General features: G+C 71.3%; 15 protein-coding genes. 14 read left to right on the top strand and 1 reads right to left on the bottom strand.

Annotated elements, in window-relative coordinates; all coding sequences use genetic code 11:
- Positions 1-110: 110 nt before the first annotated feature.
- Entirely contained in the window at positions 111-614 is a 504-nt protein-coding gene (bldD, locus tag ACZ4SW_RS08475; RefSeq protein WP_103844821.1) for a transcriptional regulator BldD, read from the bottom strand.
- Positions 615-879: 265 nt separating this feature from the next.
- On the opposite strand from bldD, the gene pyrR reads away from it, so the two are divergent.
- The 14 genes from pyrR to ACZ4SW_RS08405 all read left to right on the top strand — a co-directional run bounded on the left by pyrR (position 880) and on the right by ACZ4SW_RS08405 (position 17,515).
- A complete protein-coding gene (gene pyrR, locus ACZ4SW_RS08470) occupies positions 880-1,452 on the top strand; it encodes a bifunctional pyr operon transcriptional regulator/uracil phosphoribosyltransferase PyrR (protein ID WP_468239641.1) in 573 nt (190 codons plus the stop codon).
- Between the two features lie 101 nt (positions 1,453-1,553).
- Positions 1,554-2,558 (top strand): aspartate carbamoyltransferase catalytic subunit, encoded by a 1,005-nt coding sequence (locus ACZ4SW_RS08465; RefSeq protein WP_468239639.1) that lies wholly within the window; start codon positions 1,554-1,556, stop codon positions 2,556-2,558.
- Positions 2,555-3,841: a dihydroorotase gene (locus ACZ4SW_RS08460; protein ID WP_468239637.1), complete on the top strand. Its 1,287-nt coding sequence runs from the start codon at positions 2,555-2,557 to the stop codon at positions 3,839-3,841. Before ACZ4SW_RS08465 ends, ACZ4SW_RS08460 begins: the two co-directional genes overlap by 4 nt.
- Positions 3,838-4,398: a PH-like domain-containing protein gene (locus ACZ4SW_RS08455; RefSeq protein WP_468239635.1), complete on the top strand. Its 561-nt coding sequence runs from the start codon at positions 3,838-3,840 to the stop codon at positions 4,396-4,398. Before ACZ4SW_RS08460 ends, ACZ4SW_RS08455 begins: the two co-directional genes overlap by 4 nt.
- Positions 4,395-5,537: a glutamine-hydrolyzing carbamoyl-phosphate synthase small subunit gene (gene carA, locus ACZ4SW_RS08450; protein ID WP_468239633.1), complete on the top strand. Its 1,143-nt coding sequence runs from the start codon at positions 4,395-4,397 to the stop codon at positions 5,535-5,537. The genes ACZ4SW_RS08455 and carA overlap by 4 nt, the downstream gene beginning before the upstream one ends.
- Complete coding sequence (gene carB / locus ACZ4SW_RS08445; RefSeq protein WP_468239631.1) at positions 5,530-8,838, top strand: carbamoyl-phosphate synthase large subunit; 3,309 nt, start codon at positions 5,530-5,532, stop codon at positions 8,836-8,838. Before carA ends, carB begins: the two co-directional genes overlap by 8 nt.
- 76 nt (positions 8,839-8,914) lie before the next feature.
- The gene (locus tag ACZ4SW_RS08440; protein WP_468239629.1) at positions 8,915-10,021 is read left to right on the top strand and encodes a quinone-dependent dihydroorotate dehydrogenase; all 1,107 of its coding nucleotides are present in this window, start codon (positions 8,915-8,917) and stop codon (positions 10,019-10,021) included.
- Positions 10,018-10,863 carry an orotidine-5'-phosphate decarboxylase gene (pyrF, locus tag ACZ4SW_RS08435; protein ID WP_468239626.1) on the top strand — a complete coding sequence of 282 codons (846 nt, stop codon included), beginning with the start codon at positions 10,018-10,020 and terminating at the stop codon, positions 10,861-10,863. Before ACZ4SW_RS08440 ends, pyrF begins: the two co-directional genes overlap by 4 nt.
- A gap of 310 nt (positions 10,864-11,173) precedes the next feature.
- Positions 11,174-11,497, top strand: a complete 324-nt coding sequence (locus ACZ4SW_RS08430; protein WP_468239624.1) for an integration host factor — start codon at positions 11,174-11,176, stop codon at positions 11,495-11,497.
- A gap of 37 nt (positions 11,498-11,534) precedes the next feature.
- Positions 11,535-12,092 carry a guanylate kinase gene (gmk, locus tag ACZ4SW_RS08425; RefSeq protein ID WP_468239622.1) on the top strand — a complete coding sequence of 186 codons (558 nt, stop codon included), beginning with the start codon at positions 11,535-11,537 and terminating at the stop codon, positions 12,090-12,092.
- A gap of 51 nt (positions 12,093-12,143) precedes the next feature.
- Positions 12,144-12,416, top strand: coding sequence for a DNA-directed RNA polymerase subunit omega (rpoZ, locus tag ACZ4SW_RS08420; RefSeq protein ID WP_200421180.1), 273 nt, complete (start codon positions 12,144-12,146; stop codon positions 12,414-12,416).
- A 143-nt stretch (positions 12,417-12,559) separates the two neighbouring features.
- A complete protein-coding gene (gene coaBC, locus ACZ4SW_RS08415) occupies positions 12,560-13,762 on the top strand; it encodes a bifunctional phosphopantothenoylcysteine decarboxylase/phosphopantothenate--cysteine ligase CoaBC (protein WP_468239619.1) in 1,203 nt (400 codons plus the stop codon).
- Between the two features lie 239 nt (positions 13,763-14,001).
- Positions 14,002-15,210 (top strand): methionine adenosyltransferase, encoded by a 1,209-nt coding sequence (gene metK / locus ACZ4SW_RS08410; protein WP_468239616.1) that lies wholly within the window; start codon positions 14,002-14,004, stop codon positions 15,208-15,210.
- A 154-nt stretch (positions 15,211-15,364) separates the two neighbouring features.
- Positions 15,365-17,515, top strand: a complete 2,151-nt coding sequence (locus tag ACZ4SW_RS08405; RefSeq protein ID WP_468239614.1) for a primosomal protein N' — start codon at positions 15,365-15,367, stop codon at positions 17,513-17,515.
- The last annotated feature ends 30 nt before the right edge of the window (positions 17,516-17,545 follow it).

The following is a 17,545-nucleotide window of genomic DNA, read 5'->3' as shown; positions in this document are numbered from 1 at the left end:
TAGCGGGGGGTGCTTGACCCCCCCGCCCCAGCAAGGAGGGGGCTCGGGGTTCCCCCCCCCCCCCCCCCCCCCCCCCCCCCCCCCCCACGTTTCTGCTGGGACCTGGGCGGTCAGCTCTCCTCGTGGGAGGCCACCGCGCGGCGCGCGTCCGCGTCCAGGACTCCCCAGCTGATGAGCTGCTCGGTCAGGACGGAGGGCGACTGGTCGTAGATGACCGCGAGCGTGCGCAGGTCGTCCTGGCGGATCGACAGCACCTTGCCGTTGTAGTCACCGCGCTGCGACTGGATCGTCGCCGCGTACCGCTGGAGCGGGCCCGCCTTCTCCGCCGGCACATTGGCCAGGCGCTCCAGGTCCAGAACCAGCTTCGGCGGCGGCTCGGCGGCTCCACCGGGAGTGGTGCCGGGCAGCAGCTCCTGCACCGGGACCCCGTAGAAATCCGCCAGCTCGGCCAGACGCTGCACGGTGACGGCGCGGTCGCCGCGCTCGTACGAACCGACCACGACCGCCTTCCAGCGTCCCTGGGACTTCTCCTCCACACCGTGGAGGGAAAGGCCCTGCTGGGTGCGGATCGCCCGGAGCTTGGCCCCGAGCTGTTTGGCGTATTCGCTGGACATATAGCTCCCCGGACACGGTGTCGACGTGCGGCTCGGCCGCGCGGCTGGTGACTCACTGTGAGGTTACGCAGCGTGACTCTTCCCCGTCAAGCCGAATGGTCCGGACCGACCCTTCCGTGGTAGACGGCGTGTGGTGACGCCGGACGGGTGACGCAGTGCGCCAGGGGGGTGACGGGGCGCCGCCCGGGGGCTGGTACCGTGTATGGCGCAATTCCGACGTCCTTTAAGGTCCGTCCCGTGAGGCGGAGAAGGAGGTCCGTTTCATATGGACACGCAGCATTCCGATGCTCGGCCCGTCCTCGAAGGTCCCGACATCGCGCGGGTGCTGACCCGCATCGCCCACGAGATCGTCGAGCGCGCCAAGGGCGCCGACGACGTGGTGCTCCTCGGCATTCCGACCCGAGGCGTCTTCCTCGCCCGGCGGCTGGCCGCCAAGCTCGAGGAGATCACCGGCCGTACGACCCCGGTCGGCTCCCTCGACATCACCATGTACCGCGACGATCTGCGCATGCAGCCGCCGCGAGCGCTGGCGCGCACGGAGATCCCCGGTGACGGCATCGACGGCCGGCTCGTCGTCCTCGTCGACGACGTGCTCTTCTCCGGCCGCACCATCCGCGCCGCACTCGACGCCCTGAACGACATCGGGCGCCCCCGCGCGGTCCAGCTCGCGGTCCTCGTCGACCGCGGCCACCGCGAACTGCCGATCCGAGCCGACTACGTCGGCAAGAACCTCCCCACGTCGCTGCGGGAGACGGTCAAGGTCCAGCTCGCCGAGGAGGACGGTCGCGACACCGTGCTGCTCGGCGCGAAGCAGACCGTCCAAGGCGCACAGCACTAGCACTCCGGCGTACGTCACTGCCGTACGCCCCGCGAGTGCACCCGAGTGTGCGCCCGTCTGCACCAAATCTCCCGAATGAACAGCCTTACGGAGCCTGAAAGATGCAGCGTCATCTCATCTCGGCCGCCGACCTCACCCGCGACGACGCCGTCCAGATCCTCGACACCGCCGAGGAGATGGCCCGGGTCGCGGACCGGCCGATCAAGAAGCTGCCGACCCTGCGCGGCCGCACCGTCGTCAACCTCTTCTTCGAGGACTCCACCCGCACCCGGATCTCCTTCGAGGCCGCCGAGAAGCGTCTGTCCGCGGACGTCATCAACTTCTCCGCCAAGGGCTCCAGCGTGTCCAAGGGGGAGTCCCTGAAGGACACCGCCCAGACCCTGGAGGCCATGGGCGTCGACGCCGTCGTCATCCGGCACGGCGCCTCCGGAGCCCCCTACCGCCTGGCCAACTCCGGCTGGATCGACGCCGCCGTCATCAACGCCGGCGACGGCACCCACCAGCACCCCACGCAGGCCCTGCTGGACGCCTTCACCATGCGCCGCCGCCTGGTCGGCCGGGACGCCGGCATAGGACGCGACCTCGCGGGCAAGCGCGTCACGATCGTCGGCGACGTGCTGCACAGCCGCGTCGCCCGCTCCAACGTCGACCTGCTGCACACCCTCGGCGCCCACGTCACGCTCGTCGCCCCGCCCACCCTGCTGCCGGTCGGCGTCGGCTCCTGGCCCTGCGAGATCTCCTACGACCTCGACGGCGCACTGCCCAAGTCCGACGCCGTGATGATGCTCCGCGTCCAGCGCGAGCGCATGAACGCCGCCTTCTTCCCGACCGAGCGCGAGTACGCGCGGCGCTACGGCCTCGACGCCGACCGCATGGCGAAGATGCCCGAGGACGCGATCGTGATGCACCCCGGGCCGATGGTCCGCGGCATGGAGATCACCGCCGAGGTCGCCGACTCCGAGCGCTGCACCGCCGTCGAGCAGGTGGCGAACGGCGTCTCCATCCGCATGGCGGTCCTGTACCTGCTGCTCGGCGGGGCCGTGTTCGACCCGAAGAACGTTCCCGCCGAGACCGACGCCCGTACCGAGGAGAACCAGAACCGATGAGCAAGACCCTGATCCGTGGTGCGAAGGTGCTCGGCGGCGAGCCGCAGGACGTGCTGATCGACGGAGAGGTCGTCGAGGCGGTCGGCACCGGCCTGTCCGCCGAGGGCGCGGACGTCGTCGAGGCCGACGGCAAGGTGCTGCTCCCCGGCCTCGTCGACCTGCACACCCACCTCCGCGAGCCCGGCCGCGAGGACTCCGAGACCGTCCTGACCGGTACGCGGGCCGCCGCCAAGGGCGGCTACACGGCCGTGTTCGCCATGGCCAACACCTTCCCGGTCGCCGACACCGCCGGTGTCGTCGAGCAGGTCTGGCGGCTGGGCCGCGAGCACGGCTACTGCGACGTGCAGCCCATCGGCGCCGTCACGGTCGGCCTGGAGGGCAAGAAGCTCGCCGAGCTGGGCGCCATGCACGAGTCGGCGGCGGGCGTCACGGTCTTCTCCGACGACGGCAAGTGCGTCGACGACGCGGTGATCATGCGCAGGGCGCTGGAGTACGTGAAGGCCTTCGGCGGCGTCGTCGCCCAGCACGCGCAGGAGCCGCGGCTGACCGAGGGCGCCCAGATGAACGAGGGCGTCGTCTCCGCCGAACTGGGCCTGGGCGGCTGGCCGGCGGTCGCCGAGGAGTCGATCATCGCGCGCGACGTCCTGCTCGCCGACCACGTCGGCTCCCGCGTCCACATCTGCCACCTGTCCACCGCCGGGTCCGTCGAGATAGTCCGCTGGGCCAAGTCCCGCGGCATCGACGTCACCGCCGAGGTCACCCCGCACCACCTCCTCCTCACCGACGAGCTGGTGCGCAGCTACAACCCGGTCTACAAGGTCAACCCGCCGCTGCGCACCGAGCGCGACGTGCTGGCCCTGCGCGAGGCCCTGGCGGACGGCACGATCGACATCGTCGCCACCGACCACGCCCCGCACCCGCACGAGGACAAGGACTGCGAGTGGGCCGCGGCCGCCATGGGCATGGTCGGCCTGGAGACCGCGCTGTCGGTGGTGCAGGAGACGATGGTCGACACCGGACTGCTCGACTGGGCGGGCGTCGCGGAGCGCATGTCCTTCAAGCCCGCGAGGATCGGCCGGGCCACCGGCCACGGCCGCCCCGTCTCGGCAGGTGAGCCCGCCAACCTCACGCTGGTCGACACGGCATACCGTGGACCGGTGGACCCCGCGGGCTTCGCCTCGCGCAGCCGCAACACCCCCTACGAGGGCCGTGAGCTGCCGGGCCGTGTCACGCACACCTGGCTGCGGGGCAAGGCCACGCTCGTCGACGGGAAGCTCACGTGACACCTCTCCTGCTGTTGGCGGCCGAGAAGAAATCGGCCCAGGTCACCGACTGGACCGACCGCATCGGCTGGATCGTCGGCCTCGCCCTGTTCGTCGCGCTCGTCTACTGGCTGATGCGTGAGGGCTGGAAGTGGCGCGGCACCCTGCAGAGCGACCTGCCGGAGCTGCCGACCGCTCCCGACGAGCCCGGCGAGGCGAAGCTGACGATGAGCGGCCGCTACCACGGCTCCACCACCGCCGGGCAGTGGCTGGACCGCATCGTGGCCCACGGCCTGGGCACCCGCAGCCGTGCCGAGCTGACGCTGACGGACGCGGGCCTGGACGTCGTACGCCCCGGAGCGACGGGCTTCTTCGTGCCGGCCGAGCGGCTGCGCGGGGTCCGGCTCGACAAGGGCATCGCCGGCAAGGTCCTCACCGAGGGCGGGCTGCTGGTGGTGACCTGGGCGCACGGCGACAAGCTGATCGACTCCGGATTCCGCTCGGACCGCGCGGCCGAGCACCACGACTGGGTCGACACCCTGAACCAGATGATCCACAAGACGGAAGGCGCACGATGACGACCTCCACCAGGGGAGCCGAAAAGGTTCCCGCCGTACTCGTCCTGGAGGACGGCCGGATCTTCCGCGGCCGCGCCTACGGGGCCGTGGGGGTGACCTTCGGCGAAGCCGTGTTCTCCACCGGGATGACCGGCTACCAGGAAACCCTCACCGACCCGTCGTACCACCGCCAGGTCGTCGTGATGACCGCCCCCCACGTCGGCAACACCGGCGTCAACGACGAGGACCCCGAGTCCCGGCGGATCTGGGTCGCCGGCTACGTCGTACGCGACCCCGCGCGCAAGCCCTCCAACTGGCGCGCCAAGCGCTCGCTCGACGAGGAACTGCGCGCGCAGGGCGTCGTCGGCATCAGCGGCGTCGACACCCGTGCGCTGACCCGCCACCTGCGCGAGCGCGGCGCCATGCGCGTCGGCATCTTCTCCGGCGAGGCGCTGCCCGACGAGGGCACCATGCTCGCCGAGGTGCGTCAGGCACCGGAGATGAAGGGCGCGGACCTCTCCGCCGAGGTCGCCACCACCGAGCCGTACGTCGTCCCCGCGATCGGCGAGAAGAAGTTCACCGTCGCCGCCGTCGACCTCGGCATCAAGGGCATGACCCCGCACCGCATGGCCGAGCGCGGCATCGAGGTGCACGTGCTGCCCGCGACGGCGACCGCCGACGACGTCTACGCGGTCGGCCCGGACGGCGTGTTCTTCTCCAACGGCCCCGGCGACCCGGCCACCGCCGACCACGCCGTCTCGGTCATGCAGGCGGTGCTCGAGCGCGGCACCCCGCTGTTCGGCATCTGCTTCGGCAACCAGATCCTCGGCCGCGCCCTCGGCTTCGGCACCTACAAGCTGAAGTACGGCCACCGTGGCATCAACCAGCCGGTGCAGGACCGTACGACCGGAAAGGTCGAGGTCACCGCGCACAACCACGGCTTCGCCGTCGACGCCCCGCTCGACAGGGTCTCCGACACCCCCTACGGCCGCGCCGAGGTCTCCCACGTGTGCCTCAACGACAACGTCGTGGAAGGCCTCCAGCTCCTCGACAAGCCGGCCTTCAGCGTCCAGTACCACCCCGAAGCGGCCGCCGGTCCCCACGACGCCGCCTACCTGTTCGACCGCTTCGTATCCCTGATGGAGGGCCAGCGTGCCTAAGCGCACCGATATCCAGTCCGTCCTGGTCATCGGCTCCGGCCCGATCGTCATCGGCCAGGCCGCCGAGTTCGACTACTCCGGCACCCAGGCGTGCCGTGTCCTGAAGGCCGAGGGCCTGAGGGTCGTCCTGGTCAACTCCAACCCCGCGACGATCATGACCGACCCGGAGATCGCCGACGCCACCTACGTGGAGCCGATCACGCCGGAGTTCGTCGAGAAGATCATCGCCAAGGAGCGTCCCGACGCGCTGCTGCCCACCCTCGGCGGTCAGACGGCCCTCAACACGGCCATCAAGCTGCACGAGAACGGCGTCCTGGAGAAGTACGGCGTCGAGCTGATCGGCGCCAAGGTGGAAGCCATCCACAAGGGCGAGGACCGCGACCAGTTCAAGGAGGTCGTGGAGGAGGTCCGCAGGAAGATCGGGCACGGCGAGTCGGCCCGCTCGGTGATCTGCCACTCCATGGACGACGTCCTCGCCGGCGTCGAGGAGCTGGGCGGCTACCCGGTCGTCGTCCGCCCCTCCTTCACCATGGGCGGCGCCGGTTCCGGCTTCGCGCACGACGAGGAGGAGCTGCGCCGTATCGCCGGCACCGGCCTCACGCTCTCGCCGACCACCGAGGTGCTCCTGGAGGAGTCCATCCTCGGCTGGAAGGAGTACGAGCTGGAGCTGATGCGCGACAAGCACGACAACGTGGTGGTCGTCTGCTCCATCGAGAACTTCGACCCGATGGGCGTGCACACCGGCGACTCCATCACCGTCGCCCCGGCGATGACGCTGACCGACCGCGAGTACCAGATCCTGCGCGACATCGGCATCGCCGTGATCCGCGAGGTCGGCGTCGACACCGGCGGCTGCAACATCCAGTTCGCGGTGAACCCCGAGGACGGTCGCGTGATCGTCATCGAGATGAACCCGCGTGTGTCGCGGTCCTCGGCCCTGGCGTCCAAGGCGACGGGATTCCCGATCGCGAAGATCGCGGCCAAGCTCGCCGTCGGCTACACCCTGGACGAGATCCCGAACGACATCACCCAGGAGACCCCGGCCTCCTTCGAGCCGACGCTCGACTACGTGGTGGTCAAGGCGCCGCGGTTCGCCTTCGAGAAGTTCCCCCAGGCGGACTCCACGCTGACCACGACCATGAAGTCGGTCGGCGAGGCCATGGCCATCGGCCGCAACTTCACCGAGGCCTTCCAGAAGGCGCTGCGCTCGCTGGAGAAGAAGGGCAGCCAGTTCACGTTCGTGGGGCAGCCGGGGGACAAGGACGAGCTGCTGCGTGAGGCCGTCCGTCCCACCGACGGCCGGATCAACACGGTCATGCAGGCCATCCGCGCGGGCGCCACGCCCGAGGAGGTCTTCGAGTTCACGAAGATCGACCCGTGGTTCGTCGACCAGCTCTTCCTCATCAAGGAGATCGCGGACGAGCTGGCCGCCGCCGACCGCCTGGACGCCGACCTGCTCGCCGAGGCCAAGCGGCACGGCTTCTCCGACCAGCAGATCGCCGAGATCCGCGGCCTGCGCGAGGACGTCGTCCGCGAGGTGCGGCACGCCCTCGGCGTCCGCCCGGTGTACAAGACGGTCGACACCTGCGCCGCCGAGTTCGCCGCGAAGACGCCGTACTTCTACTCCTCCTACGACGAGGAGTCGGAGATCGCCCCGCGCGAGAAGCCGGCCGTCATCATCCTGGGCTCCGGCCCGAACCGCATCGGCCAGGGCATCGAGTTCGACTACTCCTGCGTCCACGCCTCCTTCGCGCTGTCCGACGCTGGGTACGAGACGGTGATGGTCAACTGCAACCCGGAGACCGTCTCCACCGACTACGACACCTCCGACCGGCTGTACTTCGAGCCGCTGACGCTGGAGGACGTGCTGGAGATCGTCCACGCCGAGCAGCAGGCCGGCCCGGTCGCCGGTGTCGTGGTCCAGCTCGGCGGCCAGACCCCGCTGGGCCTGGCGCAGGCCCTGAAGGACAACGGCGTGCCGATCGTCGGCACCTCCCCGGAGGCGATCCACGCGGCCGAGGACCGCGGCGCCTTCGGGCGCGTCCTCGCCGAGGCGGGCCTGCCGGCGCCGAAGCACGGCACGGCCACCACGTTCCAGGAAGCCAAGGCCATCGCGGACGAGATCGGCTATCCGGTCCTGGTCCGGCCCTCCTACGTGCTGGGCGGGCGCGGCATGGAGATCGTGTACGACGAGTCCCGTCTGGAGGCGTACATCGCCGAGTCGACCGAGATCAGCCCCTCCCGGCCGGTCCTGGTCGACCGCTTCCTCGACGACGCCATCGAGATCGACGTCGACGCCCTGTACGACGGCGAGGAGCTGTACCTCGGCGGCGTGATGGAGCACATCGAGGAGGCCGGCATCCACTCCGGCGACTCGGCGTGCGCCCTGCCCCCGATCACGCTCGGCGGCTTCGACATCAAGCGCCTGCGCGCCTCCACCGAGGCCATCGCGCGCGGTGTCGGCGTGCGCGGACTGATCAACATCCAGTTCGCGATGGCGGGCGACATCCTGTACGTCCTGGAGGCCAACCCGCGCGCCTCGCGTACGGTCCCCTTCACCTCGAAGGCGACCGCGGTGCCGCTCGCGAAGGCCGCCGCCCGGATCTCGCTGGGCGCGACCATCGCCGAGCTGCGCGAGGAGGGGCTGCTGCCGAGGAACGGCGACGGCGGCGAGCTGCCGCTGGACGCGCCGATCTCCGTGAAGGAGGCCGTCATGCCGTGGTCCCGCTTCCGCGACATCCACGGCCGTGGCGTCGACACCGTCCTCGGCCCGGAGATGCGCTCCACCGGCGAGGTCATGGGCATCGACTCCGTCTTCGGCACCGCCTACGCCAAGTCGCAGGCGGGCGCCTACGGGCCGCTGCCGACCAAGGGCCGCGCGTTCATCTCGGTCGCCAACCGCGACAAGCGTTCGATGATCTTCCCCGCGCGGGAGCTGGTGGCGCACGGTTTCGAGCTCCTCGCCACCTCCGGCACCGCCGAGGTCCTCAAGCGCAACGGGATCAACGCCACGATCGTGCGCAAGCAGTCCGAGGGCACCGGCCCGAACGGTGAGCGGACCATCGTCCAGCTCATCCACGACGGCGAGGTCGACCTCATCGTCAACACCCCGTACGGCACCGGCGGCCGCCTCGACGGCTACGACATCCGTACGGCCGCGGTGGCCCGCTCCGTGCCGTGCCTGACCACGGTCCAGGCACTGGCCGCGGCGGTCCAGGGCATCGACGCGCTGAACCACGGCGACGTGGGCGTCCGCTCACTCCAGGAACACGCCGAATTCCTGACCGCGGCCCGCGACTAGCAGCCCTGAGGGGGACATCGGAAACGGTGTCCCCCTCTTCATGAGGACCACGAGGACTCCCGAGGACTCCCGAGACATGTACAAGCTCTTCTTCCGCCTGGTCTTCCGGCGGATGGACCCCGAGCAGGCCCACCACCTGGCCTTCCGCTGGATCCGCCTGGCCGTCCGCATCCCCGTGCTGCGCACCTTCCTCGCGGCCGCACTCGCGCCCCGCTACCGGGAGCTGCGCACCGAGGCCTTCGGGCTGCGCATGCACGGCCCCTTCGGGCTGGCCGCTGGCTTCGACAAGAACGCGGTCGCCATCGACGGGATGTCGATGCTCGGTTTCGACCACGTCGAGATCGGCACGGTGACCGGGGAGGCACAGCCGGGCAACCCCCGCAAGCGCCTCTTCCGGCTCGTGCCGGACCGTGCCCTGATCAACCGCATGGGCTTCAACAACGACGGCTCGCTGGCCGTCGCCGCGCGCCTGGCGTCCCGCACGCCCGTCTTCAGGACGGTGGTGGGCGTCAACATCGGCAAGACCAAGGTCGTCCCGGAGGCCGAGGCCGCCCAGGACTACGTGAAGTCGGCCGAGCGGCTCGCGCCCTACGCCGACTACCTGGTCGTCAACGTCTCCTCCCCGAACACGCCCGGCCTGCGCAACCTGCAGGCCACCGAGGCGCTGCGCCCGCTGCTGACCGCCGTCCGCGAGGCCGCCGACCGTACGGTCCGCGCGCGACGCGTACCGCTCCTGGTCAAGATCGCCCCGGACCTCGCCGACGAGGACATCGACGCCGTCGCCGACCTGGCGGTGGAGCTGGGCCTGGACGGGATCATCGCCACGAACACCACCATCGCCCGCGAGGGGCTCGGCCTGCGGTCGGAACCCGCCCTGGTGAAGGAGACCGGCGGACTGTCCGGCGCGCCGCTGAAGACGCGCTCCCTGGAGGTGCTGCGCCGCCTCTACGCGCGCGTGGGCGACCGCATCACCCTGGTGGGCGTCGGCGGGATCGAGACCGCCGAGGACGCCTGGCAGCGCATCCTGGCCGGTGCCACGCTGGTGCAGGGCTACAGCGCCTTCATCTACGAGGGGCCGTTGTGGAGCCGCGCCATCCACAAGGGGCTCCTCGCCCGCCTCCGTACCAGCCCCTACGCCACCCTCGCCGACGCGGTCGGCGCCGATGTGAGGAAGGCCGCATGAGTCCTCTGGAGCCCTTCGGGGCCCGCCTGCGCCGCGCCATGGACGAGCGCGGCCCGCTGTGCGTCGGGATCGACCCGCACGCCTCGTTGCTCACCGAGTGGGGCCTGAACGACGACGTCGCGGGCCTGGAGCGGTTCAGCCGCACGGTGGTGGAGGCCATGGCCGACCGGGTCGCCGTGCTCAAGCCGCAGAGCGCGTTCTTCGAGCGGTTCGGCTCGCGCGGTGTGGCCGTTCTGGAGAAGGCGGTCGCCGAGGCGCGGGCGGCCGGGGCGCTGGTCGTCATGGACGCCAAGCGCGGCGACATCGGCTCGACCATGGCCGCATACGCCGAGTCGTTCCTGCGCAAGGACGCCCCGCTGTTCTCCGACGCCCTCACGGTCTCGCCGTACCTCGGCTACGGCTCGCTGAAGCCGGCCGTCGAGCTGGCGCGGGAGAGCGGCGCGGGGCTGTTCGTGCTCGCCCTGACGTCCAACCCGGAGGGCGGCGAGGTGCAGCACGCCCGGCGGGCCGACGGGCGGAACGTCGGGGCGACGATGCTGGCCCACCTCGCGGCCGAGAACGCGGGGGAGAAGCCCCTCGGCTCCTTCGGCGCGGTCGTCGGCGCCACGCTGGGCGACCTCTCGTCGTACGACCTGGCCATCAACGGGCCGCTCCTCGCGCCCGGTATCGGCGCCCAGGGGGCCACTCCGGCCGACCTGCCGCGGGTCTTCGGCGCGGCGGCGCGCAACGTCGTCCCGAACGTCAGCCGGGGTGTTCTTCGTCACGGCCCCGACGTGGTCACGCTGCGTGACGCCGCGCAACGCTTCGCAGACGAGATCCGGGACGCCCTGGACGCTGCCTAGTACCGCGCGGGGGCGCACACGCGCGCGGAAGAGTCCTTTCTGGGTGGCTCGAGGTCTGGATACATCCTCAAATCCGGGGCAATATGTCCGAAAGGTCCGTCTCGGCGGAGGCTGACCAGGACTTTTCCGCTGTTCTCGCTGACTCTGGCGGACTTGCCCGCTAGTCTCCGACGAGTGGGGGCACCTCCCACGCCCTCAAAGGCAGTGGGGGAGAACGGGCAAGCGTGTTGCTCGTGGCTCCCCAGGTGTGGGGCGACTAGGTTCCTCACCGGTCCGTATCCGACAGTTCGACATCCGAGGTGACGTAGGCGTGGCTCTTCCGCCCCTTACCCCCGAACAGCGCGCAGCCGCGCTCGAAAAGGCCGCCGCGGCTCGCCGGGAGCGGGCCGAGGTCAAGAATCGACTCAAGCACTCCGGCGCCTCCCTTCACGAGGTCATCAAGCAGGGCCAGGAGAACGACGTCATCGGCAAGATGAAGGTCTCCGCCCTCCTCGAGTCCCTGCCGGGCGTGGGCAAGGTCCGCGCCAAGCAGATCATGGAGCGACTCGGGATCTCCGAGAGCCGCCGCGTGCGGGGCCTCGGTTCCAACCAGATCGCCTCTCTCGAGCGCGAGTTCGGCGGCACCCCCAGCTGAGTCCGGGGCACTCCGGGATTGCTGGAATAATCGCTGCATGAGTGAACGTCCGCGGCTGACCGTGCTCTCCGGCCCCTCGGGGGTCGGCAAGAGCACGGTCGTCGCCCATATGCGCAAGGAACACCCCGAGGTCTGGCTCTCGGTGTCGGCGACGACCCGCGCGCCCCGACCCGGTGAGCGGCACGGAGTCCACTACTTCTTCGTCACCGACGACGAGATGGACAAGCTGATCGCCAACGGCGAGCTGCTGGAGTGGGCCGAGTTCGCCGGCAACCGCTACGGCACGCCGCGGGCCGCGGTCATCGAGCACCTGGAGGCCGGGGTGCCGGTCCTGCTGGAGATCGACCTCCAGGGCGCCCGGCAGGTCCGCGAGTCCATGCCGGAGGCACAGCTCGTGTTCCTGGCTCCTCCCTCCTGGGAGGAGCTCGTGCGCAGACTCACCGGGCGGGGCACCGAGCCGCCCGCGGTCATCGAGCGCCGTCTGGAGGCGGCCAAGACCGAGCTGGCGGCCGAGCCCGAGTTCGACGAGACCCTGGTCAACACCTCGGTCGAGGACGTGGCGCGCGAGCTGCTAGCCTTGATGAACGTTGTGTGATCAGGGTTGTGTGATCAGGTCTGATCTTTCCCATCTTTCGGAAGGTAGAGCGTGTCCTCTTCCATCACCGCGCCCGAGGGCATCATCAACCCGCCGATCGACGAGCTCCTCGAGGCCACCGACTCGAAGTACAGCCTCGTGATCTACGCGGCCAAGCGGGCCCGCCAGATCAACGCGTACTACTCGCAGCTCGGTGAGGGCCTCCTCGAGTACGTCGGTCCGCTCGTCGACACCCACGTCCACGAGAAGCCGCTCTCGATCGCGCTGCGCGAGATCAACGCGGGTCTGCTGACCTCCGAGTCCGTGGAGGGCCCGGCCCAGTGACCATGCGGTCACGATAAGTAGTATCTACTGATCGCAGTAGGCTTTTCCACAGGCCCGGCAGCGCGACTGTCGGGCCTGTGGTGTCTCATGGACGCGTACGCCGATGAGCCGCGGCGTCGAGGTGTCGAGTGCGGGGAGGCCCGGTGGGCAAGCCGAAGGTCGTTCTGGGGGTCAGTGGCGGCATCGCCGCGTACAAGGCGTGCGAGCTGCTGCGCAGACTGACCGAGTCCGGGCACGACGTACGCGTGGTGCCGACCGCCTCCGCGCTGCACTTCGTCGGCGCCGCCACCTGGTCCGCCCTCTCCGGCAACCCGGTCTCCACGGAGGTCTGGGACGACGTCCACGAGGTCCCGCACGTCCGCATCGGCCAGAGCGCCGACCTGGTGGTCGTCGCCCCGGCCACCGCCGACACGCTCGCCAAGGCGGCCCACGGGCTCGCCGACGACCTCCTCACCAACACCCTCCTCACGGCCCGCTGTCCGGTCGTCTTCGCCCCGGCCATGCACACGGAGATGTGGGAGCACCCGGCCACGCAGGAGAACGTGGCGACGCTGCGCCGCCGCGGCGCCCTCGTCATCGAACCGGCGGTCGGCCGCCTCACCGGCGTCGACACCGGTAAGGGGCGGCTGCCCGAGCCCGCCGAGATCTTCGAGGTCTGCCGCCGGGTGCTCGCCCGCGGCACCACCGAACCCGACCTCGCCGGGCGGCACGTCGTCGTCAGCGCCGGCGGCACCCGCGAGCCCCTCGACCCCGTGCGCTTCCTCGGCAACCGCTCTTCCGGCAAGCAGGGCTACGCCCTCGCGCGCACGGCCGCGGCGCGGGGCGCCCGCGTCACCCTGATCGCCGCGAACACGGGGCTGCCCGACCCGGCGGGAGTGGACGTCATACCGGTGGAGACCGCGGTCCAACTGCGCGAGGCCGTCCTCAAGGCGGCCGCGGACGCGGACGCCGTGGTGATGGCGGCCGCGGTGGCCGACTTCCGCCCGGCCACCTACGCACCCGGGAAGATCAAGAAGAGGGACGGACAGGACCCGGAGCCCATCGCCCTGGTCAGAAACCCGGACATCCTGGCGGAGATCTCGGCCGACCGCGCCCGCCCGGACCAGATCGTCGTCGGCTTCGCCGCGGAGACCGACGACGTGCTGGTGAACGGCCGGACGAAGCTCGCGCGCAAGGGCTGCGACCTGCTCGTGGTGAACGAGGTGGGCGAGCGCAAGACCTTCGGCTCCGAGGAGAACGAGGCGGTCGTGCTGGGCGCCGACGGCAGCGAGACTCCGGTGCCGCACGGTCCGAAGGAGGCGCTGGCCGAGACGGTGTGGGACCTCGTTGCACATCGCCTCACCTGAACGTCTCCTGCTCTTGACGGCTCGTTCATTCCTCGGACATTGCCGCGTGGCGCCCCTGGAAACAGGCCCGGCCATTCGGCAGAATGCCGCGTGACGCAGGTCACAGGGCTCCCAAGAGGCGAGACACCTGGGCCGGTGGTCGAGCGCGACCGATAAACTGTTCCCGGACGACGCCGGGCGCAGCCCCCGTCCCGTCCGCCCATGATCAGCCAGCAGCCGCTGCAACCACAGGGAGCGTTGTGTCCCGTCGCCTGTTCACCTCGGAGTCCGTGACCGAGGGTCACCCCGACAAGATCGCTGACCAGATCAGCGACACCATTCTCGACGCGCTTCTGCGTGAGGACCCGACGTCCCGGGTCGCCGTGGAGACGCTGATCACGACCGGCCTGGTGCACGTGGCCGGTGAGGTCACGACCAAGGCGTACGCGGACATCGCGACGCTGGTCCGCAACAAGATCCTCGAGATCGGCTACGACTCGTCGAAGAAGGGCTTCGACGGCGCGTCCTGTGGTGTGTCGGTGTCGATCGGCGCGCAGTCCCCGGACATCGCGCAGGGTGTGGATGCGGCGTACGAGTCCCGGGTCGAGGGCGATGACGACGAGCTGGACCGGCAGGGTGCCGGTGACCAGGGCCTGATGTTCGGCTACGCGTCGGACGAGACGCCGACGCTGATGCCGCTGCCCGTCTTCCTAGCGCACCGTCTGTCCAAGCGTCTGTCCGACGTCCGTAAGAACGGCACGATCCCCTATCTGCGTCCGGACGGAAAGACCCAGGTCACCATCGAGTACGACGGTGACAAGGCGGTGCGTCTGGACACGGTGGTGGTCTCCTCGCAGCATGCCAGTGACATCGATCTGGACTCGCTGCTGACGCCGGACATCCGTGAGTTCGTGGTCGAGCCGGAGCTGAAGGCGCTGCTGGACGACGGGATCAAGCTGGAGACCGACGGTTACCGGCTGCTGGTCAACCCCACCGGCCGGTTCGAGATCGGTGGTCCGATGGGTGATGCGGGCCTGACCGGCCGGAAGATCATCATCGACACCTACGGCGGTATGGCCCGGCACGGTGGTGGTGCGTTCTCCGGCAAGGACCCTTCCAAGGTGGACCGTTCGGCGGCGTACGCGATGCGGTGGGTCGCCAAGAACGTGGTCGCCGCGGGTCTGGCCTCCCGCTGCGAGGTGCAGGTGGCGTACGCGATCGGCAAGGCGGAGCCGGTGGGTCTGTTCGTGGAGACCTTCGGCACGGCCAAGGTCGACGCCGAGAAGATCGAGAACGCGATCACCGAGGTCTTCGACCTCCGCCCGGCCGCGATCATCCGCGACCTGGACCTGCTGCGCCCCATCTACGCCCAGACGGCGGCCTACGGCCACTTCGGCCGCGAACTGCCCGACTTCACCTGGGAGCGCACCGACCGGGTCGAGGCCCTGCGCAAGGCAGTGGGCCTGTAGATCCCTCCAGCCCATCCGTCGCGAGGCCCGTCACCCTTCGGGGTGCCGGGCCTCGGCGCGTGCAGAAGGGCCGGCGCAGCGGCGTGCCGGGTCCGGGTGGACGGTGTGCTCTCGGCGCGCGCCGGTGTCAGTGGCGTTTGGTAGGAATGCAAGCGTGAGCAGCGAGAACGGGCAGCAGCGGGCGGGCGGGCCGGACGCCGCGCCGCCCGAGCAGCTTGCCCTGCTGCGGGACGCGGTGCGCAAGGCCAAGGGGCCCCGGGCCAAGCCGCGGACCTGGCGCGGGGCCTCGCCGGCCAAGGACCTGCCCGTCGCGCGGGTGGTGGTCGACAAGGGCGTGCTGCATCTGGACCGGTACTTCGACTACGCCGTACCGGAGGAGCTCGACGCCGTCGCCCGGCCCGGGGTCAGGGTCCGGGTGCGGTTCGGGGCCGGCGGGCGCACGGTGCGGGAGGGACGGCGCGAGGGCGGCGGGCTCATCGACGGGTTCCTGGTCGAGCGGGTGGCCGAGTCCGACTACCCGGGCCCCCTCGCGGCCCTCGCGCACGTCGTGTCGCCCGAGCCCGTCCTGTCGCCCGAGCTGCTGGGACTCGCCCGCGCCGTCGCCGACCGCTACGCCGGCAGCCTGGCGGACGTGCTGCAGCTCGCGGTCCCGCCGCGGCACGCGCGCGCCGAGGCCGCGGACTCGGGCACGCCCCCCGCGCCTCCCCCGCCGCCGGAGCCCGGATCGTGGCGGCGGTACGGGCGGGGCGCGGAGTTCCTGCGGTCGCTGGCCTCCGGCGGTGTGCCCCGGGCCGTGTGGACCGCCCTGCCCGGGCCCCAGTGGGCGCAGGAGATCGCCCGCGCCGTCCAGGCCACCCTCGCCTCCGGGCGAGGCGCCCTGGTCGTGGTGCCCGCCGGGCGGGCCGCCGCCCGGATCGACACCGCGCTGCGGGAGCTGATGGGGGAGGGGCAGCATGCGGTGCTGACCGCCGACGCCGGGCAGGAGCGGCGGTACCGGGAGTGGCTCGCCGTGCGGCGCGGGGCCGTGCGGGCCGTCGTGGGGACACGGGCCGCCATGTTCGCGCCCGTACGGAACCTGGGGCTCGTCGTCGTGTGGGACGACGGGGACGCCGCCCACAGTGACGACCACGCGCCGTTTCCGCACGTCCGCGAGGTGCTGGAGCTGCGCGCCACCCGCGAGAAGTGCGGCTTCCTGTTGGGGAGCTGGGGCTGCACCGTCGAGGCCGCCCAGCTCGTGGAGAGCGGATGGGCCGCCCCGCTGGTCGCCGACCGCGAGCAGGTGCGCGCCACCGCGCCGCTCGTACGGACGGTGGGTGACGGAGACCTCGCACGCGACGAGGCGGCGCGGGCGGCACGGCTGCCCTCGCTCGCCTGGGAGATCGCCCGGGAGGGACTGCAGCACGGGCCGGTTCTGGTGCAGGTGCCCCGGCGCGGCTACGTGCCCCGGATGGCCTGCGCGCAGTGCCGGGCACCCGCGCGCTGCCGGCACTGTGCCGGGCCGCTGGCGGGGCAGGAGGCCGGGAGGCTGACCTGCGGATGGTGCGGGCGGGAGGAGACCGCCTGGCACTGTCCGGAGTGCGGCGGGTTCCGGCTGCGGGCCCAGATCGTGGGGGCCAGGCGGACCGCCGAGGAACTGGGGCGGGCGTTCCCGGCCGTTCCGGTGCGGACCTCGGGGCGCGAGCAGGTGCTGGACACGGTGCCGGGAACACCGGCCCTGGTGGTCAGCACACCGGGGGCCGAGCCCGTCGCCGAGGGCGGATACGCGGCGGCGCTGCTCCTCGACGGATGGGCCATGCTGGGGCGGCCCGACCTGCGGGCGGGTGAGGACGCGCTGCGGCGGTGGATCGGCGCGAGCGCGCTGGTCAGGCCGCAGTCCGTGGGCGGCACGGTCGTGATCGTCGCCGAGCCGACGCTGCGGCCCGTGCAGGCGCTCGTCCGATGGGATCCGGTCGGGCACGCGGTGCGGGAGCTGGCCGAGCGGGCGGAGCTGGGGTTCCCGCCGGTGTCGCGGATGGCGGCGGTGTCGGGACCGGCCGCGGCCGTCGCGGACTTCCTCTCCGGTGCCCGACTCCCGTCCGACGCCACGGTGTTGGGGCCGGTCCCGCTGCCGGTCACCGAGGCCGGGCGGCCCCGCAGGGTCGGGGGGCCGCCGCCGGGGGAGCGGTGGGAGCGGGCGCTGGTCCGCGTACCGCCCGGGAGCGGGGCCGCGCTGGCCACCGCCCTGAAGACCGCGCTGGCCGCCCGGACGGCACGGGCCGGCGGCGACACGGTACGGATCCGGATCGATCCGCCGGACATCGGATGACGGCCGCGATCGAGGCGGGACACCGGGGCG

The sequence above is a fragment of the Streptomyces sp. NPDC028331 genome (assembly GCF_055565775.1).
Note: the sequence above shows the minus strand (reverse complement) of the source record. Positions and strands in the feature narration are given on the sequence as shown.